We start from the raw sequence: 25,075 nt of genomic DNA on the forward strand, positions 1-25,075 counted from the left end.
TTCGAGATCCCGACCACTTCGCCCCGCCGCGCCGCCGCCCGGCGGGGGGAAGTGCTGCCCGGTGCGGGCCCCCGGGGTGGTCCAGGCGCCGAGGCGAAGGCCGCTCGCGGCTGCCGTGAGCCGGTGCCGGCATCGGCGCAGCCCGGCGGTGTGGGCGGCAGAGGGGAGGGTTCCCTCGACGCCGATGCGGGCCGCGGGGCGTCCCCTCCGACGGCCTCCCCCGAGGTCGACGGCCCCGGCGTCAGTCGAGGTAGCCGCGTAGTTGGTCGGCGAAGGCGTGGTCGCGGAGTTTGTTGAGGGTCTTGGACTCGATCTGCCGGATCCGTTCCCGGGTGACGCCGAAGATGCGCCCTATCTCCTCCAGGGTGCGGGGCCGCCCGTCGGCCAGCCCGTAGCGGAGCTGGACGACCTTGCGTTCGCGCTCCCCCAGCGTCGAAAGCACCGCCTCCAGATGCTCCCTGAGCAGCAGGAAGGCGGCGGACTCCACGGGGCTCGCGGCGTCGCCGTCCTCGATGAGGTCACCGAGGGCGACGTCGTCCTCCTCGCCGACCGGCGCGTGCAGCGACACCGGCTCCTGGGCGAGCCGCAGCACCTCGCCGACCCGCTCGGGCGACAGGTCGAGGTGGGCGGCGACCTCTTCCGGGGTGGGCTCGTGGCCGCGCTCCTGGAGCATGCGGCGCTGCACCCGGACGACCCGGTTGATGAGTTCCACGACGTGCACGGGCACCCGGATGGTGCGGGCCTGGTCGGCGAGCGCGCGGGACATGGCCTGCCGGATCCACCAGGTGGCGTACGTGGAGAACTTGTAGCCGCGGGCGTAGTCGAACTTCTCCACGGCCCGGATCAGACCGAGGTTGCCCTCCTGCACGAGGTCCAGCATGGTCAGTCCGCGGCCGACGTACCGTTTGGCGACGGAGACCACGAGGCGCAGGTTGGCCTCGATGAGCCGGCGCTTGGCCATCCGGCCCAGCACGACCAGCCGGTCCAGGTCGAGGGCGAGCTGGCTGTCCAGGTCGGGGGTGCTGCCCAGCTTCTCCTCGGCGAAGAGTCCGGCCTCGACCCGGCGGGCGAGTTCGACCTCCTCGGCCGCGGTGAGCAGCGGGATACGGCCGATCTCGCGCAGGTACTGGCGGAACAGGTCCGAGGTGGGGCCGCCGGTCTCGGCGCGCGCGACGGGCGGTTCGGCGGGCTCCGGCGCCTCGGTGGCGAACGCCTCGGCGGGCGGCTCGGCGGGCGGCTCGGCGGGCTCTGCCGGGCCGTCCGGCCCCGTCTCGGGGTGCAGCGCGGCGCGGCTCTGCGGGGGCACGGCCACGATGACGCCGTTCCCGGCATCCGGCGTGTCCGGCGCGCCCGTCGTACTGACGTCGGTCTGGGTGAGGGTCTGGGTCTGCACGGGGGCGACCTCCAGGATGATCGCTGCCCGGGTGTGCGGCAGCGGTACGTCGGGGGCGGAGTCGACGGCCTCGCCGCTGTCCGTCCCGTACGAGATGAGCGGAACCGCGGGGTTGTGGGACCCGTGGGGGACGGATCTGCCGCGCTCCGAGGACTCAGGCACCGCACCCCAGTGTGGGGTAAGACACATCACCGCCACGAGGGTCGTGCGATGACTTTTTGCGCCCCGTGCGTGACCCTCCGGTTACTCAGCCTTAGAGAGCGGACGGGCCGTCGTCCTGGAGCGCACGGTCGTACCTGGTCAGGATCATCATCTCGTTCTGGACGGCGGCGGCCTGGGCCGAGTCCTCGTGGCTGAGGCGAGTCAGGCGACTTTGCAGGTCCGCAAGACGACGAGCCACGGCACGCCGCCGGACCGTCACCAACTGTGTGCCTGCGTAGTGCACGTCGACGGTCTTCCGCATGATCTCTTCAACGGCGAGTTCCGTCACCATCGCACGCACCGTGTCGTCGGGTGCCGCACCCCTGACACGAACCAGGTACTCCTGGCCGTCCTCCACTCCGTACTCGGCGCCGCCCGCGTCCAAGATCGCCTGACGCACAGCCGCGTACGGCGCAGCGGTGAATTCGTCGACACCGTACGCATCAAAGGCTGGGGAAACCAACTCGGGTCGCTGAAGGGCTAGTTTGAGCAGCTCACGCTCGGTCGTGTACACGTGGTTGCGCAGGTTGAGGGAAGGGCCGGAACTGGCTGGCCGAGGCGCAAGCTCGAACTCCGGCCTGCGAGAACGCGATCTCGTGGCCCCCGGCGCAAACCCTCCGCCCCGGCGCACCAGATACCCCACACGGTCTACGACGAACTCCTGGTCCACAATGCCGACCAGCCCGGCCAGTTGAACTGCGACCCCACGCCGCACGCTGTGGTCCTTGATCTTGGCAACCACCGGTGCCGCCTCATCCAGCGCCGCGCCCTGGCCTCCCGGTGTGTTCAGGTCGTAGCGGCCGACGATCTGGCGTAGTGCGAACTCGAAGAGCGGGGTGCGGGGTTCGGCCAGGTCGGCCACCGCCTCGTCACCCTTGGCCAGGCGCAGCTCGCAGGGGTCCATGCCGTCCGGCGCGATGGCGATGTATGTCTCGGCGGCGAACTTCTGGTCGTCCTCGAAGGCGCGCAGCGCGGCCTTCTGGCCCGCCGCGTCCCCGTCGAACGTGAAGATCACCCGCGCCGAGCCGTTGTCCATCAGCAGCCGGCGCAGGATCTTGATGTGATCGCCGCCGAAGGCCGTGCCACAGGTGGCGATGGCCGTGGTGACCCCGGCCAGATGACAGGCCATCACATCGGTGTAGCCCTCGACGACCACCGCGCGGCTGCTCTTGGCGATCTCCTTCTTCGCCAGGTCGATGCCGTAGAGGACCTGGCTCTTCTTGTAGATCGCCGTCTCGGGGGTGTTGAGGTACTTGGGCCCGTTGTCCGCCTCGTACAGCTTGCGCGCGCCGAACCCGACGACCTCGCCGCCGATGTCCCGGATCGGCCACATCAGACGGCCCCGGAACCGGTCGATGGGGCCGCGGCGGCCCTCCTGGGAGAGCCCGGAGAGGAGCAGTTCCTTGTCGGTGAAGCCCTTGCCGCGCAGATAGCGGGTGAGGTGGTCCCAGCCCTGGGGGCTGTAGCCGACGCCGAAGTGCACGGCCGCCGCCTGGTCGAAGCCGCGCTCGGCGAGGAAGATCCGGCCGGTCTCGGCCTCGGGGCCGGTGGCGAGCTGTTCCGCGTACCACTGTGCGGCGATCTTGTGGGCCTCGACCAGACGGATCCGCTCGCCGCGCTGGTGCGCCGGGTTGTATCCGCCCTCCTCGTAGCGCAGGGTGATGCCCGCCTGGGCGGCGAGGCGTTCGACCGCCTCCGAGAAGGAGAGGTGGTCGATCTTCATCACGAACGTGATGGTGTCGCCGCCCTCCTGGCAGCCGAAGCAGTGGAAGAGTCCCTTGCTCGGGCTGACCTGGAAGGACGGCGACTTCTCGTCGTGGAAGGGGCACAGGCCCTTGAGGTTGCCGCCGCCGGCGTTGCGCAGCTGGAGGTACTCGGACACCACGGCGTCGATCGGGACCGCGTCCCGCACCGCCTTCACGTCCTCGTCATTGATCCGTCCTGCCACGAGCTGATTCTACGGGGACCGCAGCGCCCCAAAGGGGCGCGGGGAACTTCGCGAGAAGACCCGCACGCCCCGAAGGGGCGCGGGGAACTGCGCGACCAGCCACAACGACGCCGCACCCGCGAGACGACCGAACCCGGCAGACGCCTAGGCGAGGCCGTCCAACGCCACGTGCGGATCCGCCAACCGCTCCGTGTCCACCCGGGCCCCGGAGCGGATCAGCTGCTGGATGGGCCCTGTGACATCCCACACGTTCACGTTCATCCCGGCCAGCACCCTCCCCTCCTTCACCCAGAACGCGATGAACTCCCGCTTGCCCGCGTCCCCGCGGATCACGACCTGGTCGTACGAGCCGGGCGGCGCCCAGCCGCTGTACTCCATGCCCAGGTCGTACTGGTCGGAGAAGAAGTAGGGCATGCGGTCGTAGACCTCGTCCCTGCCGAGCATCGCGCGGGCCGCGGCGGGGCCGCCGTTGAGCGCGTTGGCCCAGTGCTCCACCCGCAGCCGGGTGCCGAACAGCGCGAGCGGGTAGGACGCCACGTCACCGGCCGCGTAGATGTCGGGGTCGGAGGTGCGCAGCCGCTCGTCCACCACGATGCCGCCGCCGTGTGCCCGGTCGGCGATCTCCAGGCCCGCCGACTCGGCCAGCGCGGTGCGCGGGGCCGCGCCGATCGCGGCGAGGACGTCGTGCGCCGGGTGCTCCTCGCCGTCGTCGGTGCGGGCGGCGAGGACCATGCCGTCCTGGCCGACGATCTCGGTGAGGCGCACGCCGAAGTGGAAGCGGACCCCGTGCTCCCGGTGCAGCTCGGCGAAGAGGTTGCCCAGCTCGGGGCCGAGGACGCCGTACAGCGGGGTCGGCGCGGTCTGCACGACGGTGACCTCGGCGCCGTACTGGCGGGCCGCCGCCGCGACCTCAAGGCCGATCCAGCCGGCGCCCGCGATCACGAGATGGCCGTTGTCCCGGCCGAGCGCGGCGAGCACCCCCTTCAGCCGCTCGGCGTGGGCGATGCGGCGCAGGTGGTGGACGCCGGCGAGGTCGGTGCCGGGGATGTCGAGGCGGCGGGGCTCGGCGCCGGTGGCGAGGAGCAGCTTGTCGTAGTGGACAAGGGTGCCGTCGTCGCCGAAACGTACGGTCTTCGCGGCGCGGTCGATCGCGTCGACCGTCTGGCCGAGGTGCAGTTCGACGTCGTTCTGCGCGTACCAGGCGGGTTCGTGCACGAAGACGCTGTCGCGCTCCTCCTTGCCGAGCAGATAGCCCTTGGACAGCGGCGGGCGCTCGTAGGGGCGGTCCCGTTCGTCGCAGATCAGTATCACCCGGCCGGTGAAGCCCTCCGACCGGAGCGTCTCGGCCGCCTTGGCCCCGGCCAGGCCTCCTCCGACGATGACGAATGTCTGGTCCGCGTCGACCACTTGATGCCTCCTCGTAAACGTGCCGCCACATGCGAGCCTCCCGCACGGAGCGTGGCGCGGGAAGGGGGAGTGACCCGATCAGGCCACGGAGGGTCACATCCGTGTCACATGCATCACATCAGTCTCACGTGTCGGTCACGTCCGTCCCGTCAGGCGCGCGTGCAACGAGCGCGCGGAGGCGTCGGTGAGCGACGCGATCTGGTCGACGATCACCCGCTTGCGGGCGCTGTCGTCCGCCGCCGTCCCGAACAGGGCACGGAACTGCGGGTCCAGGCCCTCGGGGGCCCGCGCGGTCAGCGCCTCGGCCAGTTCGGCGACGACGACGCGCTGGTCGGCACGGAGCCGTTCCTGCTCGGCGCGCTGCATCACATACCGGTCGGCGACCGCCTTGAGGACCGCGCACTCCATCCGGGTCTGCCGGGGCACCACGAGTTCGGCGTCGTACCGGGTCAGCCGCCCGCTGCCGTGGGCCGCCCGGGTGGCGCCCTCGGCGGCCAGGCAGAACCGGCCGATGAGCTGGCTGGTGGCGTCCTTGAGGCGGGCCTGGGCGACCGCGGTGCCGTCGTAGCCGTGCGGCCACCACTCCTGGTCCTGGAGCCGGTCGAGGGCGGCGGCCAGTTCGGCGTGGTCGGTGTCCGCGGGCACATACCGGCCGACGGCGACCTCGAACACCGAGCGGCGCTCCGGGCCGGCCCGCAGAGCGCCGGGGTCGATATGGCCGGCGTGCAGGCCGTCCTCGACGTCGTGCACCGAGTACGCCACGTCGTCGGACCAGTCCATGACCTGGGCCTCGAAACAGGTGCGGGTGCCGGGGGCCTCCTTGCGGACCCAGTCGAAGACCGGCCGGTCGTCCTCGTACACCCCGAACTTGGGCGAGGCGGGGTCGCTGGGGTGGGCGCCGCGCGGCCAGGGGTACTTGGTCGCCGCGTCGAGGACCGCGCGGGTGAGATTCAGCCCGACGGAGCCCTCCGGGGTGAAGCGTTTGGGTTCGATGCGGGTGAGCAGTCTGAGGGACTGGGCGTTGCCCTCGAAGCCGCCGCAGTCCCGCGCGAACTCGTTGAGCGCCTGCTCCCCGTTGTGCCCGAACGGCGGGTGGCCCAAATCGTGCGAGAGGCAGGCCGCCTCGACCAGGTCGGGGTCGCAGCCGAGGGCGGCGCCCAGCTCCCGGCCTACCTGGGCGCACTCCAGGGAGTGGGTGAGCCGGGTGCGCGGGCTGGCGTCCCAGGCCGGGCCCATGGTGCCGGGCGTCACCACCTGGGTCTTGCCGGCCAGGCGGCGCAGCGCCGCGGAGTGCAGCACGCGCGCGCGGTCGCGCTGGAACGCGGTGCGGCCGGGGCGCTTGTCGGGTTCGGGGGCCCAGCGGTCGGCCGACGCCGGGCCGTAGCCGGCAGGGGGTGCGGGTGCCATGGTTAGAAGGTAAGCGGCGGCCGGGACATTCGGGTGGCGACCGGGCGCCCGCGCGTCTGCCGGGACACGTCGGGGTGCGGGGTGTCATGGGGTTCCGTGGGCGCCGCCGGATGCCCTCCGGGCCCTGCGCCCACGGTGCCGCGCGGGACGCGGCCGGGCGTGGGGTGTCACGGGGTTCCGTGGACGCCGCCGGATGCCCTCCGGGTCCCTGCACCCACGGTGCCGCGCGGTGCGCGACCGGGCGTGGGGTGTCACGGGGTTCCGTGGGCGCCGTCGGGTGCCCTGGGGGCACTGTGGCAGCGGTGGTGCGTCCGTTGTCGGGTGGCCAGGGCGGCGTCGGCGGTCAGCACGACCGCCTCCAGCAGGCTGCCGCGGTCGAGCCGGGACTCGATCGAGATGCCCTGCGCGTCCTGGTTCGGGTTGGCCCGCAGGTCGGTGGCCTGCCGGGCTGGGTGCCTGTGGTGTCATGCCGATGCCAGTTCGGGTGCCGCGCTCGTGGGGGCCGCCAGTGTCTGGTCGTAGCGGTGCAGGACCAGGCGGGCCAGCGCGGGGTGCGCGCCCAGCGGGGCGGACGCGATCCAGGGGGCCTGTTCGGCGCACTGGGTGGCGAACCGGCCCGGGGCCGTGAAGCAGGCGGCCACCGCGATCCGGTGCCGGCCGCGGTCGGCCAGCGCGCGCAGGGCCGCGGGCACGGTCGGTGCCGCGGCGGACGCGTAGGCGGGGACGACGGGCACACCCAGGCGGTCGGCGAGGAGGCGGGCCGTGCGGCGGGTGTCGGCCGCCGAGTCGGGGTCCCGGGAACCGGCGGCGGCGAGCACGATCCCGCTGCCGCGGCGGGTGGCCTCGGTCGTCCGGGTGCGCCAGCCGGCCTCGGCGAGCCGGGCGCACAGGGTGTCCACGAGCAGCGGGTGCGGGCCGAGCGGGGCGGCCACGCGCGCGTGCGGGGCCGCGGCGGCGACCGCCTCCGGGATGTCGCGCTTGACGTGGTGGCCGCGGGTGAGCAGCAGCGGGACGAGCACCGCCGGGGCGCCGCCGAGACCGGCGAGGGTATCGGGGAGCAGCGGCTCGTTCAGCTCGATGTGGCCGAGCCGGACCGGCACGGCGGGACGCAGCCGCCGTACCCGCTCCATGAGCGCGCGTACGGTGTGCAGCGCACGCGGGTCGCGGCTGCCGTGCGCCACGAGGACCAGGGCGGGCGGGCCCGGGCGGCGGCTGCCGTCGAGCGCGATGTGGCGGAGCTGACCGGCCAGTTGACTGCTGATGCTGTGCATGAGGTGCGCCGTGCTGTCGAGGCGGATACGGGACTCGTCGCGAGGGTGGTTCGACGCCGTCATGAACAGATCCTGACGGCAGCAGATTGCGTGCCCGTTGCCTGCCGGTCACGGCCGTTTTCCGGCGGATCACACCCCCGGGCGGCGCGCGGTGAGGGAAGCCGACCGTTCTGTTACCGGACCGTTATCCATGATGCGAACGGCGGGCGTCGATCCGGGAGCGCCGGCACCGGTGAATTTACCGACCCTTGAAAAACCCTCAAAGCTGCGTGGCGGGGTGGCCGTGGGCCTGGACGTGGAGCTGGACAAGGCGGCGTACCAGGACCTCCTGGTGCGGGACGTCCGAAGCTATCTGGATTCCATCGGTGTGCCGGAGACCGGCGGGGACGGCTGGACCGACAGCGACTGGACCGTAGGGACCCAGCTCAACGAGGACCCCACGTACAACATCCGCTCGGTCGCCTATCTGACCCTACCAACGGTACGGCGAGACGGACCGTGCTGACGCACGCCGGTGTCATCGCGGCGGCGGCCGTGGGCTCCTCGGTGCCGGGCATGGCCGCGGCAACGCCCGCGGCGGTTCCGAGGACGGAGACGACGGCACCGGGCGAGGTCCCCACCTCGGCCAATGGCTGGCCCCTGGAACGGGAGGCCAACCACGTCTCCACCGTGTGGACCCGCTCCGTCCCCGGCACCGGGCTGAGCGTCGACGTCCGCATCGGCGACGCCGAGGCGATCCTGCTCCACGTCGTCCGGCGCTTCCACTACGAGGTCGAGCAACTCCCCCGCGTCGATCTGGCCGGCTGGCAGCCGATCGACGGCCTGGACGAGAAGCTGCCGGAGTCGAACCTGGCCTCCGGCACCGCGGTCAGGATCCGCCCGGGTGCCGCTGCGCAGGGCGGGCTCTTCCCACTCCAGGAGATAGTGCTGCGCGACATCCTCGCGGACTGCGACGGCGTGGTCCGCTGGGGCGGTGACGACTCCCCGGTGAACGAGTCGCTGTTCTACCTGGACCGCGGCCCCGCCGACCCGCGGGTCCGCGAACTCGCCGACCGGCTGCGCGAGGCGGAGGCGACCCCCGGTCAGGGCGCCGGAAGGGCCGTGGACGTGATGGGCCGGTCGCGACGCGAGCGTGCGCAGCACCTGGCCGAGGAGCAGCGCGTGCGCTGAGCCGCGCTCCTGGGTCTGCCGTTCGCACTCCCGTCGCCCGCCGTCGTTCGCCCGAAGGGCGGGGGCGACGAGAGTTCGCCCGCGCGCGGTGAGGCGAACCGGGCCCCCTTCCGGCGCGTCCTCCAGAACGGGAACCGACCGGGGCGAAGCCACCCGGGGAGGAATGGGGGCACCGCATGAGGATCCGTCGACCGCGTCTGCCGCGCACCCGGGCCGGGCAGCGGCGGCTGGTGCAGGGCGTGGTGGCCGGGTGTGTGCTGGCCCTGTCCCCGGCGACCTGGCTGCACCTGTCCACGGCCGACCGGCTGCGCAGCACCGCGGACGCGCCGCGCGCCGAGGTCGGGGTCGTCTTCGGCGCGGGCCTGTGGAACGGCGAGCCATCGCCGTATCTCGCGCACCGGCTGGACGAGGCGACGCGGCTGTACCGGGCGGGCCGGATCGAGGTCGTCCTCGTCACCGGCGACAACAGCCGGGAGGACTACGACGAGCCGGACGCGATGCGCGCGTACCTGACGCGGCACGGCGTGCCCGACGGGCGCATCGTCAGCGACTACGCGGGCTTCGACACCTGGGACTCCTGCGTCCGGGCGAAGAAGATCTTCGGCGTCGACCGGGCCGTGCTGATCAGCCAGGACTTCCACATCCGGCGAGCGGTGGCGCTGTGCGAGGCGGCGGGCATCGACTCCTACGGCGTCGGCGTGGCCGACGAGCGCGACATCACCTGGTACTACGGCGGCGTCCGCGAGATCTTCGCGGCGGGCAAGGCGGCCCTGGAAACGACGCTCCGACCCAATCCCCACTTCCTCGGCCCGAAGGAACCCGGAGTGCACGAGGCACTGGCGAGCGGGCGGTGACGCGAGCGGCCCCGGGCCTGAAGCAGCCCTTGCTACTCCCCCTCCCCGAAGTGCTCGGTCGGGTCCACGTCGAATCCGTCCGTGCTCGGGAACATCAGCTCCAGGGCATCGGGCGACTGGTTCCCGCGGCGGTCCGGGCCGGGCAGGGCCTGCTCGGTCCAGATGCACTTTCCTTTCGCCGTGTAGCGGCTGCCCCAGCGTTGCGAGAGCGCCGTGATCAGCTGCAGCCCGCGGCCGCCTTCGTCGGTGTCCGCGGCGCGGCGCATACGGGGCATCGTGAGGCTGCCGTCAAAGACCTCGCAGATCAGTTCGGCTCCGTGCAGCAGACGCAGGGTGACCGGGCCCTTGGCGTGGCGTACGACGTTGCCCACCAGTTCGCTGGCCAGCAGCTCCGTGGTGAATGTCAGGTCGTCCAGGCCCCAGGCGGAAAGCTGCTCACGGACGTGGCGGCGGGCCACGCCGGCCGCCTTCGGGTCCTCGGTGAGCGGCCAGGAGGCCATCCTGTCCGCGTTCAGGGCGTGGAGGCGGGCGACGAGGAGCGCTGTGTCATCGGCCGCTTGGTGCTCGGCGGGGAGCAGGCCGGCCGTCAGGGTGTCGCAGAGGCGCTCCAGATCCGCGTCGCTGCCATCCTCGTGGGCGGTACGCAGGAGCCTGGCCAGGTCCGCCATGCCCGCGTCGATGTCGCGTTTCGCCGACTCGACGAGGCCGTCGGTGTAGAGCACGACCAGGGTGCCTTCGGGCAGGGTCAGCTCGACCGTCTGGAACGGCGGCTCGGCCGCACCCAGAGGCGGGTCTTCGCCCAGTTCCGGGAACCGCACGGTGCCGTCGGGGTGTACCAGGGCCGGGGGCGGGTGCCCGGCGTGGGTGATGGAGCAGACCTGGGTGGTGGAGTCGTAGAGCGCGTACAGGCAGGTCACGTACGACTCCTCGCCCATGCCGCCGACGATCTCGTTGAGGTGCCCCATGATTTCGTCGGGGGGCAGTTCGAGGCCGGCCAGGGTGTGGACGGCCGTACGCAGGCGGCCCATGGCGGCCGCCTCGGGCAGCCCGTGACCCATGACGTCACCGACGACGAGGGCGACCTGGCCGCTGGAGAGCGGGATGACGTCGTACCAGTCGCCGCCCACGTCCATGCCCTGACCGGCGGGGAGGTAACGGGCGGCGGTCACGCATGCGGGCAGCTCGGGCAGGCCGGTGGGAAGCAGGCTGCGCTGGAGTTCGCGGGACCGGATGCGCTCGGCGTCGTAGAGCCGGGCCCGCTCCAGGGCCTGCGCGACGAGGGCGCTGATCGTGGTCAGCAATGAGCGCTCGTCGTCGCTGAGCCGATGCGGACGGTCCCAGGACACGACGCACACTCCGAAGGTGTAACCGGACGCCGTCAGCGGCAGGAACGCCCAGGCCTGCTTGTGGGCGATGCCGGGCAGGTCGGTGTGATCAGGCGAGTACGCGGCGTATTCCTGCGGCGAGGACAGGAACGCCGGTGCTCCGGACCGGATCACATTCCAGGCCGGGCTGGTGCTCGCTGTGGTGCGGCTGTTCAGGAGGTCGAGGAAGTCGTCCGCGTAGCCGACGGCTCCGACACCGATGAGCCGCTTTCCTTCGATGGCCTGCACCATGAGTCCGACGGCGTCGAACGGTGGCAGTACCCACTGCGCGACCGCGTCCACCACGTCCTGTGATGTCGTCGCCTTGGCGAGCGCCGCGGTCAGCTCCGTGATCTGGGCCGCTCGCTCGGACGCGGCACGCTCGGCCGCCCGGCGCTCCTCCTGCATACGCAGTTTCTCGGTGACGTCCGTCAGGTAGAGGACGCAGCCTACGGGCCCCGGGACCAGCCGCAGCCGGTAGCGACACCCTGTGTCCGGCAGGCGTACATCAAAGCCGGCGGGTTGCTCCTCGGCGGCGGCCTTCCGACAGCGACGCTCCAGGCCCTTGATCCACCGTGCGGCGGGCAGATCCCACAGCACACGCCCGAAAAGCTCCTCCTGGGAGAAACCCAGCGCATGTTCCGCTTCCAGGTTGGTGAAGATGATGCGCCATTCGGCGTCCACCGCCAGGAAACCGTCGCTCATCTGGCGAAGGGCCCGGCTGAGCGCGTCCCGAGCGGAAGGCGACTCGCTGCTCTCCCATCTCACGCCGACCATCCGGAACGGCCGGCCCCGGTCGTCGTACGTGGGCAGACCGCGGGCCCGCGACCAGGCGTACGTGCCGTCCAGACGCCGTACCCGGTAAGCGGCCTCGTACACCGAGTGGTCGCGGATCGCCCGCTGTGCCTCCGCCAGTGTGGGTGCCAGGTCGTCGGGGTGGAGGACGTGCATCCAGTCCTGGACCTTTACGGTGTAATCGGCCGGTCTGCTGCCGTAGAACTCCATCATCGCCGCGTCCCAGATCAGCTCACCGGTCCGGAGGTTCCAGTCCCACCAGCCGACCCTGAGCCCTGGCACTCCCTGCCAGGGCTGCTCGCTGTCGGGCTCCTTCGGCGCGGATTCGGCCATCTTCGGAGCCTGGGACATGCGCTCCTCGGCCCATGCGACGACGGTCCGGAGGAAGTCCCAGTGCTCCGGGGTGGGCTCGCTCCGGTCGCCTGTCAGAACGGTGAGGGTGCCCACGATCTGGCCCCCGCCGGACACCGGCAGGGCGGCCAGGCCGGTGCCGGGCCCTGGGGCGTCGGCGGCTTCGCCGGGCGGCAGCGGCAGCCATACAGCGGTGCCCCGGCGCAGGGCACGCGCCGGGGCCAGCGGGCTCTGCTGGTCGATGATCTCCCAGGGGCGGGTGAGGGCGGGTGGCAGACCGACGGCCGACGCCAGGCACAACACGGACGTAGGACCACAGAGATGGATCATCCCGCCCAGAGCGCGCAGCTCGCCCACTGCGTGCTGGAGCGCCAGCCGGAAGACTTCGCTCTCCGGGACTCCGAGAGCCACCGTACTGAGCAAAGTCAGTCGCGGGTTCACACCGCAAACTTTACGCTCGGCCCGCGCCTGGGCGCCCCGTGAGCACCGGTCAGCGCCGGGCCGGCGGCGGGGTGACGCGGCGGAAACGGCCGGTCCCTCCCCGTGGTGTCGGGGAGGGACCGGCCGGTGTGTCCAGAGAGGTTTTGCCGGGGTGGGCTAGAGCACGGCTCCCGCGCTGTTGCGGCGGCGGCGGATCAGGAGGAAGCCGCCGAGGGCTGCCGCGGCGGCTGCGCCACCGATGGCCGGGTTGATGACCGGGATCTCGGGGACCTCGGTCGGCCAGCAGGAGTCATTGTTGTCGGGGTTGGGGTCGGGCTCCGTACCCTTGACGTTGACGCAGTTTTTCAGCACGACCGTCTGCGCGGGGTAGGGCGCGTTGGCCCGGACCGTGATGGTGTGGCTCTGCCCGACCGCCAGCGGCCCGCCGGAGCAGGTCAGTTTGCCGGCGGCGATACCGCAGTCCGCGTTGGAGGTGCGGGCGTTGGTGATCCCCTCGGGCAGCGGGTCGGTGACCGTCCAGCGCGTGGCGGTGTTCGGCCCGTTGTTGGTGACGATGATCTGGTACTCGATCTCCTCGCCCGGGTTGACCTTGGCCGGACCGACCTTGATCACGGACAGGTCGGCCTGCGGGTTGGTGAACCCGAAGTCGGCGCCGTGGTCGTTCTGTCCTGCGCCCTTCGGGGTGACCTCGACGGCCGGGAAGGGGTTGCCTGACGTCTCACCGCTGGAGTCGATCTGGTCGTTGTCGCCCTGGTTCGGGCGGGTGGGCTTCCAGCCGTCCAGGACGCCACCGGCCTGGTAGTCGCCCGGGTTGTCCATCTTGATCGTGTACGTCTTGCCGTACGGGAAGTCCTCCGGCTTGACGTTCTTGGTCACGGTGGAGTCGAAGTAGTACTCGCCCCGCTCGTTGGTGACCGCCGTACCGATCTTCTTGCCGGCCGCGTCGTACAGGTTCACCGTGGCACCCACCACCGGTTCCTCACCGGGGTCCTGGATACCGTCCTGGTCGGTGTCCTTCCAGACCCGGTTGCCGATCTGGAGCGGCGCCTCGTCGCACATCATTTCCAGGTCGCCGATGCCACGGGCCTTGCCGAAGTCGTTGTTCAGGTAGATGCCACCGGTGTTGTCGTTGGCCACACGGGTGCCGTCGCCGCGGTTGACCCAGTGCAGGCCGTGCCCGGTGATCGGGTCCGCGATGGGGTCTTCCGAGATGAGCGGCATGGTCGTCTCCACCTTGGAGATGGCCACGGACCCCTCAGCGGTCTCCGAGTGCCACCCGGCGCCGCCTGCCGCGTAGTCACCCGGGTAGAACTCCCGGACATCCGGTGCCTGAAGTCCGCCGTTGTTGGCCGCGGTGGCGTTGTTCCTGCAGCCGCCGTTGCCGTCCAGGACGAACATGTGGTTCCCGCCACGGCACGCCCGGTTGATGTCACCGGCGTTGAAAGCGGAGGTCTGGGGGAAACCGGGGAATGCGGGCAGAGCCCAGCCGGCGCGGTCGGCGAAGCGGTCGGCGAAGCTGACGACCATGTCGCCGTTGGTCTCGAAGTCGATGTCGGAAAGCTCCGCCTCCGGCTGCACAATCGGTTTCCCGGGCGTGCAGGCCACGCCGTTCTGCGCAGCGGGCCGGGAGTCGGTCCACGGGTACCAGGAGAGGCCAGGGCAGGGGACGCTGCCCTCGGTGTCCGCCCTGGCCGAGTAACCACCGCGGGGGAAGCTCAGCGGCTGGTCCATGACCGTGCCGGTGAACTGGCCCGTGACCGGGTCGAAGACCTGCACCACGGCCCGCATGTCGGCCTTGCTGCCGGTCGACTGCGCCGAGCAGACACCGCCGACGTACACCTTGCCGTCCTGGAGGCCCAGGCCGAAGGGGCGCCAGTCACCCGGCGCGGCACAGCCCGGGTCCTTGACGGGGTAGGACGCCTTCGGCGCGGCGGCAGTTGGCTGTGTGGCGTCGTAGCGGTACAGCCTGCGGTCGTGCAGGTTGACGACGTACAGATCCTTCCCGTCCGCGCTGACGTCCAGGTCGCCCAGCGACTCCTTGCCCACCACCGGGTTGAACGCCAGGTCCATGTTGACGTTCGGCTGGTGCTGGGTGGCACCGGGGTTGGGGACCTTGGTGAACAGCGAGGTCTTCTTGGTGGCCGGGTCGGTCCGGTAGATCGCGCCCGCACCGTGGGGACCGTACTCGGTGCCCCGCTTGGCGTACGCGGCCGTGAACAACTGCTTGGTCACCCGGTTGTAGCCGGCTCCCCACAGCGTGCCGGTGGTGCCCTCGTTCGCCAGGTCGGTGACCAGGCCCGGATTCGCCACGGCGTCACCCCGCGTGTTGAACGGGAACGACGACAGCGTGCGCTTGCTCGGCGGCGTCGGGTTCGGCGGCGGGATCGTGGGGTTCTGGCAGACGGCGACCAGGGTGACGTTCTTCTGGCAGTAGTCCTCCGGGGACCAGAACGAGGTCGTGACCTCCACGTTCTTGCCACCCGACAGATCCACGAACTCCACGTTCGACGACAGCACCGTCGGATCGATCAGATTGCTGCGCGACGAGGCGAACCCGGGGAACAGCACACCCTGGTCGGGGTTCTTCACCTCGATGCGGTACCTGCCGCCGCCCAGGCTGTTGCCCGGCGTCAGCTTCACCGTGCCGTCCGCCTGCGTGGTCCCGGTCACCGACCGCCCCGCGTCATCGGTCAGCACCACCGTGACCCCGGCCATACCCGGCTCAAGCGCCTGATCCCACTTGCCGTTCGCGTTCACCTCACGCACGACCCGGACGGTCGCGTCGCCGTCCCCGGAGTCCGCCGCCGCCGGGGACACCGCCGAGACCACCCCCGTCGCCGCGAGCGACGCCGATAACGCGGCCGACAAGGCCAAGGACATACCGCCGGACCACCGCCGGCGCTGCCGCTGATCCACTACTCGTTCCTTTCCTCCGCCAATGGATGTGCGTCCGGAGCGAGCACGCTCGCGAGCCGAGGCACACCTGTAGGGATCTTCACGGTCCTCTCACATGACGACCAGATAAGCCGAACGGGCGCGTTCCCCGGCCCATGAGGCGGCGTGGCAGCGGTGCCGCATCGGGCAACGTCCGCCCTCCTGCGACGAATACAGACGAGTACGAGGGCGCCGAGCTGTGCTACGGTCTCGGTGTTGCAGTTGTGGTACCCATGAACCCATGTGCGCCTGACGGGAATGTTTCTCCTTCAGGCGCATTTGTTCGTTACCGGCATCTCCGGATGGGGCCTCTGCCTACAGAAGGAGTGCGACATGGCACAGGGAACCGTGAAGTGGTTCAACGCCGAAAAGGGTTTCGGCTTCATCGAGCAGGACGGCGGCGGCCCGGACGTCTTCGCCCACTACTCGAACATCCAGAGCCAGGGCTTCCGTGAGCTGCAGGAGGGCCAGCGGGTCTCCTTCGACGTCACGCAGGGCCAGAAGGGCCCGCAGGCGGAGAACATCGTCCCCGCCTGATCGCCGCACGCGTATCCGCTCACCGGGGTCCGCACCGTCATGGTGCAGACCCCGGTTTGTGCTGTTTTCAGGAAGGCAGATCACTGCATGCCCCGCAGACCCCAGAAGCCGAACCGGCGCGCCTCGTCGCCCCGACCGTCCGCGTCGTCACCGAGGGAATTCCGGCTGCCGGAAAGCACGACACCCGCACTTCCCGCCGTCGAGGACTTCGCCGGTCTCGATATGCCCGCGGGGCTGCTGACGACCCTGACCACACAGGGCGTGACCACCCCCTTCCCCATCCAGGCCGCCACCCTGCCCAACTCGCTCGCCGGCCGTGACGTGCTCGCACGAGGGCGCACCGGCTCCGGCAAGACCCTCGCGTTCGGGCTCGCGCTGCTGGCCCGTACGGCCGGACTGCGCGCGGAGCCCAAGGCGCCCCTCGCCCTGGTGCTGGTGCCCACCCGTGAACTCGCCCAGCAGGTGACGGACGCGCTGACCCCCTACGCGGCAGCGGTGAACCTCCGGCTGGCCACCGTGGTCGGCGGGCTGTCCATCACCAAGCAGGCCGGTGCGCTGCGGCGCGGCGCCGAGGTGGTCGTGGCGAGCCCCGGAAGGCTCAACGACCTCGTGGAGCGCGGGGACTGCGTGCTCGGCGACGTACGCATCACCGTGCTGGACGAAGCCGACCAGATGACCGACATGGGTTTCCTGCCGCAGATCACCAAGCTGATCCGGCAAGTACGGCCCGACGGGCAGCGCATGCTCTTCTCGGCCACCCTGGACCGCACCATCGACCGTCTGGTGCAGCAGTTCCTGACCGACCCCGTGGTGCACTCCGTCGACCCGTCGGCGGGGGCGGTGACCACCATGGAGCACCATGTGCTCCACGTCCAGGACGAGACCGACAAGAAGGCGGTCACCACGCGCATCGCGGCCCGTGACGGCCGGGTCATCCTCTTCCTCGACACCAAGAGGTCGGCCGACCGGCTCGCCAAGCGCCTCCTGGCCGTCGGAGTCCGCGCGGCGGCACTGCACGGGGGCCGCTCCCAGCCGCAGCGCAACCGCACCCTGGAACAGTTCAAGAACGGCCAGGTCACCGCGCTGGTGGCGACGAACGTCGCGGCCCGGGGCATACACATCGACGACCTCGACCTCGTCGTGAACGTCGATCCCCCGGCCGATCACAAGGACTACCTCCACCGGGGCGGCCGCACGGCCCGCGCCGGCGGCTCAGGCAGCGTGGTCACGCTGGTCCTGCCCGAGCAGAAACGGGACATCACCCGGCTCATGTCGGACGCGGGCATCCGGCCCCGGACGGCCCGCATCACATCGAGCGACGCGGAACTCGCCACCATCACCGGCGCGCGTGAGCCGTCCGGCGTGGCCGTCACCATCGCGGTCCCCCAGCCGGCGGCACCGGCGGCACGCCCCGACCGCAAGACCGGCACCGAGCCCGGCAGACGGTCCGGGCGCCGACGCGGCTCCGGGTCCCCGGCGACGGGCGCCGCCGGCGGAACGGGGGGCCGGGGCGCCGACCGCCGCTCCAGCGCGACAGCCTCCGGCGGTTCTGCCGCGACCGACGGGCGTCGCGCTCCCCGCCGCGCGGAATCCGGCGGCGCGACGACCTCTGCCGGCACCCCCACGACCGACGGGCGTCGCGCTCCCCGCCGGGCGGGATCCGGCGGGGCGACGACCTCTGCCGGCACCCCCACGACCGACGGGCGTCGTACTCCCCGCCGGGCGACATCCGGCGGGACCACCAGCGGCACCGCCGGAACGACAGCCTCTGCCGGCACCTCCGCGCCCGACGGGCGTCGTACTCCCCGCCGGGCGGCATCAGGCGGGGCGGCGACGAGCGTCACCGGGGCGACGACCTCTGCCGGCACCTCCGCGCCCGACGGGCGTCGCGCTCCCCGCCGGGCGGCATCGGGCGGGACCACGAGCGGTACCGCCGGGGCGAAGGGTCGCGGCTCCGACCGCTAGTCCGCTGGTCCGCGGCCGGTACGGCGACCGGCGCGGCCTCCGGCAAGACCGCCCGCGGATCGGGCCGCCGTGCCCCCGCCTCGTCGGACCTGACGGGGAGGCGGCGAGCGGGGCTGCGTGGGGGTGGTCAGGTGGTGTACTCCCGCTCGTGCAGCGCCGCCCTCCGGACCACCTCGGCGGCCTCGCCCAGATCCAGTCCGCCAAGGTACGTCCTGAGTGCTTGCACGGTCTCGCTCAGTCGGTCGGTGAGTGCGGGGCCCAACAGGTCGCGGGGCGCGATGACGCGCCGGAACTCCGGGTCTTCGATCGCGCGCGCCACGAGCGTTTCCGCGAGCCACAAGGGGGTGCGCTCGCGGATGGCATAGGTGAGGTGGACGCTGTCCTCGGTGTGACCCAGGGCGTGAGGGTTGTGCACCCAGCCTCTCGGCAACAGCAGGGTCTGCCCGGCCTCAAGGTCGATCGACAGGTCGGGCCCGGCAGCCTTCCAGGCCGGGATGAAGTCGGGCTGCCAGACCCGGAATGACTCCTGGTACTCGCGCATGGGGGCTTCGTACACCGGTTTCCACAGCTGCCATGTCTTGGCGCCGGCGATCTGTACGACGAGCGCCATCTGCTGGTCCCAGTGGTGCAGCAGTCCCTGTTCGCCGGCCGGGGTGAGGAAGGCATGGACGTAGTTGCTGTAGCCGGTCTCCCGCTGAATGGCCTTGGACATGGTGGCGAAGGCCGGGATGACGCGCTGGAGGTTGCCCAGACGGATGGTGTAGCCGTCGGCGTAGAACGTGCGGAGTTTGACGGGGTCGGTACGCCCGTCGGTTTTGAAGGCCTCCCGGTTGGATGGGCCGGCCTTCATGACCGCGACCTCGGCGACCGGAACGCATCCCGTGTCGATCCACTCGTGCAAGGAGCGGACGGTGACGATGCTGTCGAGTGCCGTGCGCCCGCGCGCATACACGCGAGGCTCGGTGGGCCAGTCGGCCAGAAGGCCGGCCAACTCCTGCGGGGGCAGCAGCAGATTCAGCGACATCTGATCTCCTCGTCATCGAGGGAGCAGCGGGCACTTCAGATCCGGGTGGAAGAGGTTCGGGCAGCACACGACGGCCAGTGATAGCAGGCTGCGCGTCTGGGTGTAGTGGACCCAGGTGACGTCGACTCCCCGGGGGAGGACGTCTGCGGCGTAGGCGAGTTTTCCGTCCAGGCCGATGTACGCCTGCCTGCCGTCGATTCGCTCGTACGGCGGGTGCTCGCTGTATCCGCGCTTCAGCCATGTGAGTGCCTCGGCGGCGTCCGTCCAGGTGCGGTCGCTCGCGGTCTGTCCTTCCTTGGCCAGCCAGTGGCCGGTCATCAGCGGCGGGAGGCTGGACGTGGCGAACTCGCCGCCGGCCTCTTGATAGCGGGTGGCGAAGTCCGCGTCGGGCCTTGGCCGCACAGGGTGGGGCGGCCTCCTGTTGCCCTCCTTCGCGTAGTGGCCGGGAGAGCCGAGCCAGGGGCCGAAGCCGTGCCAGTGGCCCGCCCACGTCTGGCTGGTGACCTCGGGCGCCTCTGGTGCGATGGTGGTCATGCGTCCTCCGGACGGGCCGACCGCTGACGCGGAGCGGCCCGTGGTGTGCGGTGAGGTGGGCGGTCAGGCTAGAGCGTCAGGCCGCGGGCGCGGGCCCAGTGGACGGCGAACGTGTCTAGCTCCGAGCCGGTCATGCGCAGCTCGCGCCCGGAGCCCTCGGGCTTGGAGTCGGTGACGGCGAACGCGTCCGTACCGGCCAGTTGGGTGGTGGTCACGCACGTCTCGTTGTCGCCGCCGAGGTTGCCGCCGCACCACATGCGTGCGGGGGCGTCGGCGGCTGCGGGCAACTCGTACAGGCTGGTCCTGGCCATGGCTGACCTCCGGTGGACTTGTTCGGAGAAGCGGTCTCCGTGCCGTGCTGCGCCCGCCTCGGCGTTCGTCCCGTACGGGGTTGAGCGGGGCGGGCGGCTCCTGGTCGCGCTGCACCGGCGCGGTCTGGTGCTCTGGGCGCGGTCGGGGCAGGCGTTGACCTCGTTGTCGAGGACGTGGGTCGTGGGGTGGTGGTCGGTCGGTGAGCGGCACCTTGCGGTGGCCCTTGCGGCACCGGCCGCAGGCGAACAGGCCGGGCACGCCGGGGTCTGGTCCTGCGTCGTGTGCCTGGATCAGCTGGATACTGCCGGCGTACCGCCTGCACCAGGAGCACGGGCCGCGCCTGCCGGAAGCCGTCGCGCGGTCATCCCTGACCCCTCTCGGCGAAGCTGAGCAGTTCCGCACGGATCTCACACATGCGAGGACTGCGGCAGGTGGAGCAGGTCCGGGCGTGGAGGGCGGCGATGCGGCGGACCTCGGCGCGCACACACGCCGTACAGCCGCGCGGTACCAGCAGGCGTCGCTCTCGGTGCCGGGCCGTCGCCGCGGGCCGAGGCCCATGACGGCGCCCGCGGTCAGGGCAGTGGCACACCAGACGCACGCGCGTCCGCGTACCTGGGCTTCGGTCAGGTCACGGATCGGGTGGAGCGGTAACAGGTGGACAGCCCCCGCTGGTACGGACGTTGTGGCGTGCCGCATGTCGACTCCTTCACCAGTCGGCCACGGCCCGGGACCGGTCGCACGGTCGCCGGGGTCTCTTCGTACCTGCCGACGGTAGGAGCGTGAACAGCGTCACAGCCAGCGATGTGCAGATCTGTGCAATGCACCACCTGTGTAGAGGAGCGTTGGCCGATTCGCGCACTTGCCCCTGTGCCCCGGTGGCATGACGGTGTTGCAGAATCCTGCACACCGTCTTGAGGGAGGCAGACGTGGCACTACGGTTCATCGGGATCGATCCGAACACCGGCGACGACGAGAGCCCAACGGTCTGGGTAGACCAGGAGAACCACGAACTGGTCTTCCAGGGATGGAAGCCGAGCCCAGAACTCGAAGTCGAATGCGCGGCGTTCGAAGTACCCGGCCATGCGAAAGGGATCCCGGCACACGAGGCAGTGGTCCGTATCCCGGGCAGGATGGTGCACATGATCAGGGAGGCGTGCGATGCGGTCGAGCATCCCGACGTTCGCTGAACTGATCGCAGGCTGCACGCACTCGGCCGTGCACCTGGAGATGCGCGACGTCTACTCGGTCGACAACGAACGCCAGCGGTTCGAGGCGTGGCGCCGGGGCTTCCGCCATGCCCCAGCCGACCGGGCATCCTGGTGGCGACCGTGGCTGGACCTGATCCAGGAGACCGTTGCCCGTGGCGTCGTCGTGCGGCGCGCCCGGATCGTGTCCGAGCCCGTCAGTGAATACATCCGCTTCGAGCACTCCGGCACCTTCACCAACGTCGCGGCCGGCGAACAGGTGCGCTGGCTCCCACGCCGACGCGCATCCGACATCGCCCTGCCCGGCAACGACTTCTGGCTCTTCGACGGCCGCCTCATCCGGTGGAACCACTTCACCGGCGACGGCGGCTCGGCAGGCCAGGAACTCTCCGACGATCCCGCCGCGGCCAAACTGTGCGCCGCCGCATTCGATGAGGTGTGGTCCAGAGCCGTCCCGCACGAGCAGTACGAGATCCATCAGTAGGAAGCACCGGTAAGCCAGCCCATGCCCATGTCCCCGTCCTCATCCGCCCAGGCCGCCCGTGAGGCCGTGGCCGGACGGCTGCGCGACCTCCGTAAGGAAGCAGGACTGACGATCGTCGAGTTGGCGAACCGGTGCGGCTGGCACCACTCCAAGACGTCCCGCATCGAGAACGCGATCACCGGCCCCACGGCCAACGACATCGGTCAGTGGTGCGCTGCCACCGGGGCAACGTCCCAGGCGCGGGACATCATCGTGCAATCGGTGCACGCCGAGTCGATGTACCGGGAATGGCGCCACCAGCTCCGCAGGGGCCTGACGGAACTCCAGAAGGGCACCGGCAAGCTCTTCCGCACCACCAGCCATTTCCGCGTGTACTCGTCCACGCTTGTCCCCGGCCTCCTGCAGACCGAGGGCTACGCAACCAGCGTCCTCAGCGCGACGGCCCGCTTCCGTGACCTACCGGACGACGACAGCGCTGAAGCCGCGCGAGCCCGGGTCGACCGCTCGCACGTCATCCATGACCCCGGCCGCCGCTTCGCCCTGCTCATTGAAGAGTCCGTACTGCACTGCCAGATCACCGACGTCGACGCGATGGCAGCGCAGCTCGGCTACCTCCTCACCGCCGGCGCGATCCCCACGGTGTCCCTCGGCATCATTCCGGCAGACGCGCGGTTGCGTTCCCAGTGGCCGCGCGAGACCTTCCACATGTATGACGACAAACTCGTGTCCGTCGAGCTGGTGTCCGCCCGGGTACGGATCCATCAGCCTTCCGAAATCGACCTGTACGTCAGGGCCTTCGAGGAGCTGCGTGCCATGGCCGTGTACGGGGCCGAGGCGCGGGCGTTGATCCTCAAGGCGATCGAAGCCCTGACCTGGACCTGAATGCAGGAAAGTGGCCCCGCCCCTCCCGCCGGGCGGGAGATCGCGGGGCCGGATGCGTGTGCTCAGACGCTGCCGAACCGGCCGGTCTTGACGCCGGTCACGAATGACGTGAAGGCGTGGGCCGGGAGGTCCAGGACCGGGCCGTTCGGGTTCTTGGAGTCACGGACGGGGACCAGGCCGCGGGAGGCGACGAGGTTGGCGGCGACCTCGACGCACTGGCCGCCGTTTTCGCTGTAGGAGGACGTGATCCAACGCGGGTTCTCGGTCGTCACTGGGTGCCCTTTCCTGGCTGGCTGATCATGGCCACCGATTCCGCCTGCGAGCAGGCTTCGGCCTGTAGTTGATGGTAGGCCGCCAGTATGGGTAGTACGAACGTGCTATCCCGTTCGAGATGACCCCGATGGGCGGACTCGGCGTACGACACCAGCGAGCGGTCCGGCAGCGTCAGCAGCGTCACCGGCAGGCTGAAGGGACGACGGGACCCCATGCTGAACGGTGCGACCTGGAGCACCGTGTTGGGCAGTTCGGCGAACTCGGCAATACGCGCCAACTGGGCCTCCATGACAGCGGGTTCGCCGATGGGCCGACGGATGCAGCTTTCGTCCAGCACCACGAAGGCCAACGGCGGGGGCGTCCGGACGAGCGAGGCTTGCCGTGTCGCGACGAGCGCGACCCGCTCGTCTGCCTGCTCGCTGGTGATGGCCCCCCGTTTCACCGCGCTCTGGGCGAGGACGGACGCGTACTCCGGTGTCTGGAGCAGTCCAGGGATGACACCGACCTCGTACAGCCGGATCTCTGCCGCGCGTCCTTCGTACTCGACGAACTGCGGAAAGCCGTCCAGCAGTGCCGTCTGCCGTACCGCGCTGCCCTGGCGTTCGAGTTGGCTGCCCGTGCCCAGCGCTCTGTCCGCACTCCGCGCGAAGTGCGGAGTTGGAGATCGGCGACCGGTTTCGACCGCTGAAATATGCGTCCCGGAATAGCCCATCCGTTCGGCCAGCTCGTCCTGGGTCCAGCCGCGCTCGTCTCGCAGCGTGCGCAGACGCTGACCAAAAGCGGCCTTTGGTGACTTTTCCGGGTCCAGTTCTTTTCGGTTCACCGGCGACGCCTAACTATCCGTGCAATTAGCGCAGGTTGAAGACGGCTCAACTGTAGTCCACGCTGAATCCGCTTGGTAGTGGAATCACTACGGAGAGGAGTGGTCGTGTCCGACAACAACGACCCCACCGAGCGGCAGCAAACCCCCCACCTTCCGACCCCCGGCACCCTGATGGTGGACGCCGACCAACGGGTCGGAGAGTTCCGCGGCGAGGCGTACGGGTTCTGGTTCCTGCGTCCCGTAACAGGCGGCAGGGAGTGGTCCGTTAGCCCCGACGACGTACAACTGGCCAGCCCAGCGGAGCGCTTGCGCGCTGAGACCGCCCGTGCGAACGCGCGAAGCCGGGGTGAGGTGCTGTGACCGGTTCGACCCGCCGCGGTTTCGCCTCGCGTCGCCCGACCCCGTCGGAGAGGGCCGCCGCGCGTGAGGCGGCGCGCGCGGACAAGGACGCCATCATCGAGCGGTACCGGGCGCGCGAGCCGGTGAGCCGGATCGCCGACGCGTACGGCGTGACCGCGAGCTGGCTGGCGCTTCGGTTGGACGAATGGGGCGTTCCGCGCCGACGGCACCACGAGGCACACCTGCACCGCCGTCCCGCCCAACGCCTGTTCCGTGGGCGTGAGCAGCGCCGGACCGGGGACGAAGTGCAGGGGGCGCAGGCCGAGTTCACCGAGAGCCGTGCGAGCGTGATCGCGCGCTACCGGGGTGGTGAATCCGTCGCGTCCCTCGCCCGGTCGTTCCACGTCAGCCACGCGTGGGTCGCGGAACGGCTGGATGAGTGGGGCGTCCCCCGCTGGCCCCGGCCCGCCACACGCGTCTGCGCGCGCTGTCTGCGCGAGACGGCCGAGGCGGTGCTCGTGGAGTGGATCGACACCGGAAGCGGACCCGGGGTCGAGGTGTGGACGTGTCCGCAGCACGTGAAGGGATACAACCCGGACGAGAAGGGCCCCCAACGTCCCCAGCGCTGAGTTCCCGGGCCGGCCGGCTACCTCACCGTCGACGCGATGAGGCGCTGGAAAACCGGTGGAGCGGCGCCGCCGTGCGCCACTACCGTGCTGCCGAACCAAGCCGTCTGGTCAAGGACATGCCGTTGTACACCCTGTGAGACCCCCCGAGCGCTGATCTGTCGCGCGTCGCACCTGTGCGACGCGCTGCTTCTTGCTGCGGACTTCTCACTGAAACCGGTGTACTTCTGTGCTCAAAACCTGGGTGGTCATGCCCACCTGCCTGCCGCTCGTTCGCCGCCGCTGCCATACGTGCGCGTCCGAACACTTCCGGGCGAACGGCAAATTCCGCGTCAACGCACACCACAAGCTCATCGACGCCTGGCTCCTCGCGCTCTGCACCGCGTGCGGGGAAACGACAAAGCTCTGGAGGGAGCCAGGACCGACGTCCCCTCTCTGCGAGCGGCACTCGACCAGGCCGGAATCGTGTTGCCGCCGCTGTCAGTTGATCCGGCGCCCCCGGCCCCGTCGGACTCGGGCGCGTCCGAGCGGACGT

The 25,075-nt window shown here is 70.7% G+C and carries 22 protein-coding genes and 1 pseudogene; 11 read left to right on the forward strand and 12 right to left on the reverse strand.

Annotation, left to right across the window (positions count from 1 at the left end):
• Positions 1–241: 241 nt before the first annotated feature.
• The 5 genes from ACFYTE_RS36820 to ACFYTE_RS36840 all read right to left on the reverse strand — a co-directional run bounded on the left by ACFYTE_RS36820 (position 242) and on the right by ACFYTE_RS36840 (position 7,690).
• On the reverse strand, positions 242–1,555 hold the full coding sequence (locus tag ACFYTE_RS36820) for an RNA polymerase sigma factor (RefSeq protein WP_388720178.1): 1,314 nt from the start codon (positions 1,553–1,555) through the stop codon (positions 242–244).
• A gap of 91 nt (positions 1,556–1,646) precedes the next feature.
• Positions 1,647–3,542 carry a DNA primase gene (gene dnaG / locus ACFYTE_RS36825; protein ID WP_388720181.1) on the reverse strand — a complete coding sequence of 632 codons (1,896 nt, stop codon included), beginning with the start codon at positions 3,540–3,542 and terminating at the stop codon, positions 1,647–1,649.
• Between the two features lie 144 nt (positions 3,543–3,686).
• Positions 3,687–4,949, reverse strand: a complete 1,263-nt coding sequence (locus ACFYTE_RS36830; protein ID WP_388720184.1) for an NAD(P)/FAD-dependent oxidoreductase — start codon at positions 4,947–4,949, stop codon at positions 3,687–3,689.
• A 135-nt stretch (positions 4,950–5,084) separates the two neighbouring features.
• Complete coding sequence (locus ACFYTE_RS36835) at positions 5,085–6,356, reverse strand: deoxyguanosinetriphosphate triphosphohydrolase (RefSeq protein WP_388720187.1); 1,272 nt, start codon at positions 6,354–6,356, stop codon at positions 5,085–5,087.
• A 464-nt stretch (positions 6,357–6,820) separates the two neighbouring features.
• Positions 6,821–7,690, reverse strand: coding sequence for a sirohydrochlorin chelatase (locus ACFYTE_RS36840; RefSeq protein ID WP_388720190.1), 870 nt, complete (start codon positions 7,688–7,690; stop codon positions 6,821–6,823).
• 169 nt (positions 7,691–7,859) lie between these two features.
• Between ACFYTE_RS36840 and ACFYTE_RS36845 the strand changes: the two genes are divergently transcribed.
• The 3 genes from ACFYTE_RS36845 (at position 7,860) to ACFYTE_RS36855 (ending at position 9,651) form a co-directional block, all read left to right on the forward strand.
• Complete coding sequence (locus ACFYTE_RS36845; protein WP_388720193.1) at positions 7,860–8,132, forward strand: hypothetical protein; 273 nt, start codon at positions 7,860–7,862, stop codon at positions 8,130–8,132.
• Complete coding sequence (locus ACFYTE_RS36850) at positions 8,126–8,797, forward strand: hypothetical protein (protein ID WP_388720196.1); 672 nt, start codon at positions 8,126–8,128, stop codon at positions 8,795–8,797. Before ACFYTE_RS36845 ends, ACFYTE_RS36850 begins: the two co-directional genes overlap by 7 nt.
• A gap of 176 nt (positions 8,798–8,973) precedes the next feature.
• On the forward strand, positions 8,974–9,651 hold the full coding sequence (locus ACFYTE_RS36855; RefSeq protein WP_388720199.1) for a vancomycin high temperature exclusion protein: 678 nt from the start codon (positions 8,974–8,976) through the stop codon (positions 9,649–9,651).
• 32 nt (positions 9,652–9,683) lie between these two features.
• On the opposite strand, the gene ACFYTE_RS36860 is transcribed toward ACFYTE_RS36855, so the two are convergent.
• A complete protein-coding gene (locus ACFYTE_RS36860; RefSeq protein WP_388720202.1) occupies positions 9,684–12,602 on the reverse strand; it encodes a SpoIIE family protein phosphatase in 2,919 nt (972 codons plus the stop codon).
• Between the two features lie 156 nt (positions 12,603–12,758).
• Positions 12,759–15,482 carry an SdrD B-like domain-containing protein gene (locus ACFYTE_RS36865; RefSeq protein WP_388720205.1) on the reverse strand — a complete coding sequence of 908 codons (2,724 nt, stop codon included), beginning with the start codon at positions 15,480–15,482 and terminating at the stop codon, positions 12,759–12,761.
• A gap of 387 nt (positions 15,483–15,869) precedes the next feature.
• Here ACFYTE_RS36865 and ACFYTE_RS36870 point away from each other — a divergent pair, with 387 nt between their 5' ends.
• On the forward strand, positions 15,870–16,073 hold the full coding sequence (locus ACFYTE_RS36870) for a cold-shock protein (RefSeq protein ID WP_059194910.1): 204 nt from the start codon (positions 15,870–15,872) through the stop codon (positions 16,071–16,073).
• Positions 16,074–16,160: 87 nt separating this feature from the next.
• Positions 16,161–18,038, forward strand: coding sequence for a DEAD/DEAH box helicase (locus ACFYTE_RS36875; RefSeq protein WP_388720208.1), 1,878 nt, complete (start codon positions 16,161–16,163; stop codon positions 18,036–18,038).
• Between the two features lie 127 nt (positions 18,039–18,165).
• Here ACFYTE_RS36875 and ACFYTE_RS36880 read toward each other — a convergent pair whose 3' ends face one another.
• The 3 genes from ACFYTE_RS36880 to ACFYTE_RS36890 all read right to left on the reverse strand — a co-directional run bounded on the left by ACFYTE_RS36880 (position 18,166) and on the right by ACFYTE_RS36890 (position 19,907).
• A complete protein-coding gene (locus ACFYTE_RS36880; RefSeq protein WP_388720211.1) occupies positions 18,166–19,062 on the reverse strand; it encodes a JmjC domain-containing protein in 897 nt (298 codons plus the stop codon).
• A 12-nt stretch (positions 19,063–19,074) separates the two neighbouring features.
• Positions 19,075–19,596 carry a hypothetical protein gene (locus tag ACFYTE_RS36885; protein ID WP_388720214.1) on the reverse strand — a complete coding sequence of 174 codons (522 nt, stop codon included), beginning with the start codon at positions 19,594–19,596 and terminating at the stop codon, positions 19,075–19,077.
• Between the two features lie 68 nt (positions 19,597–19,664).
• Positions 19,665–19,907, reverse strand: coding sequence for a DUF397 domain-containing protein (locus tag ACFYTE_RS36890; protein WP_388720217.1), 243 nt, complete (start codon positions 19,905–19,907; stop codon positions 19,665–19,667).
• 927 nt (positions 19,908–20,834) lie between these two features.
• On the opposite strand from ACFYTE_RS36890, the gene ACFYTE_RS36895 reads away from it, so the two are divergent.
• Genes ACFYTE_RS36895 through ACFYTE_RS36905 form a run of 3 tightly spaced genes read left to right on the forward strand, consistent with a single transcriptional unit; the run spans position 20,835 to position 22,479 of the window.
• Positions 20,835–21,095 carry a hypothetical protein gene (locus tag ACFYTE_RS36895; protein WP_388720220.1) on the forward strand — a complete coding sequence of 87 codons (261 nt, stop codon included), beginning with the start codon at positions 20,835–20,837 and terminating at the stop codon, positions 21,093–21,095.
• Positions 21,067–21,597, forward strand: a complete 531-nt coding sequence (locus tag ACFYTE_RS36900; RefSeq protein ID WP_388720223.1) for a DUF6879 family protein — start codon at positions 21,067–21,069, stop codon at positions 21,595–21,597. Before ACFYTE_RS36895 ends, ACFYTE_RS36900 begins: the two co-directional genes overlap by 29 nt.
• 21 nt (positions 21,598–21,618) lie before the next feature.
• Entirely contained in the window at positions 21,619–22,479 is an 861-nt protein-coding gene (locus ACFYTE_RS36905; protein ID WP_388720226.1) for a helix-turn-helix domain-containing protein, read from the forward strand.
• A 62-nt stretch (positions 22,480–22,541) separates the two neighbouring features.
• On the opposite strand, the gene ACFYTE_RS36910 is transcribed toward ACFYTE_RS36905, so the two are convergent.
• Both ACFYTE_RS36910 and ACFYTE_RS36915 read right to left on the reverse strand, forming a co-directional pair.
• A complete protein-coding gene (locus ACFYTE_RS36910; RefSeq protein WP_388720229.1) occupies positions 22,542–22,751 on the reverse strand; it encodes a DUF397 domain-containing protein in 210 nt (69 codons plus the stop codon).
• Positions 22,748–23,575, reverse strand: coding sequence for a helix-turn-helix domain-containing protein (locus tag ACFYTE_RS36915; protein ID WP_388720231.1), 828 nt, complete (start codon positions 23,573–23,575; stop codon positions 22,748–22,750). Before ACFYTE_RS36915 ends, ACFYTE_RS36910 begins: the two co-directional genes overlap by 4 nt.
• 105 nt (positions 23,576–23,680) lie before the next feature.
• Between ACFYTE_RS36915 and ACFYTE_RS36920 the strand changes: the two genes are divergently transcribed.
• The 3 genes and pseudogenes from ACFYTE_RS36920 to ACFYTE_RS36930 all read left to right on the forward strand — a co-directional run.
• Positions 23,681–23,935, forward strand: coding sequence for a hypothetical protein (locus ACFYTE_RS36920; RefSeq protein ID WP_388720234.1), 255 nt, complete (start codon positions 23,681–23,683; stop codon positions 23,933–23,935).
• Positions 23,932–24,543 (forward strand): hypothetical protein, encoded by a 612-nt coding sequence (locus ACFYTE_RS36925; protein WP_388720237.1) that lies wholly within the window; start codon positions 23,932–23,934, stop codon positions 24,541–24,543. The genes ACFYTE_RS36920 and ACFYTE_RS36925 overlap by 4 nt, the downstream gene beginning before the upstream one ends.
• A 226-nt stretch (positions 24,544–24,769) precedes the next feature.
• Positions 24,770–24,946: pseudogene (locus tag ACFYTE_RS36930) on the forward strand (DUF1062 domain-containing protein); the annotation flags it as partial.
• Positions 24,947–25,075: the final 129 nt, after the last annotated feature.

Source organism: Streptomyces sp. NPDC004629 (assembly GCF_042873595.1).
Taxonomy (GTDB): Bacteria; Actinomycetota; Actinomycetes; order Streptomycetales; family Streptomycetaceae; genus Streptomyces.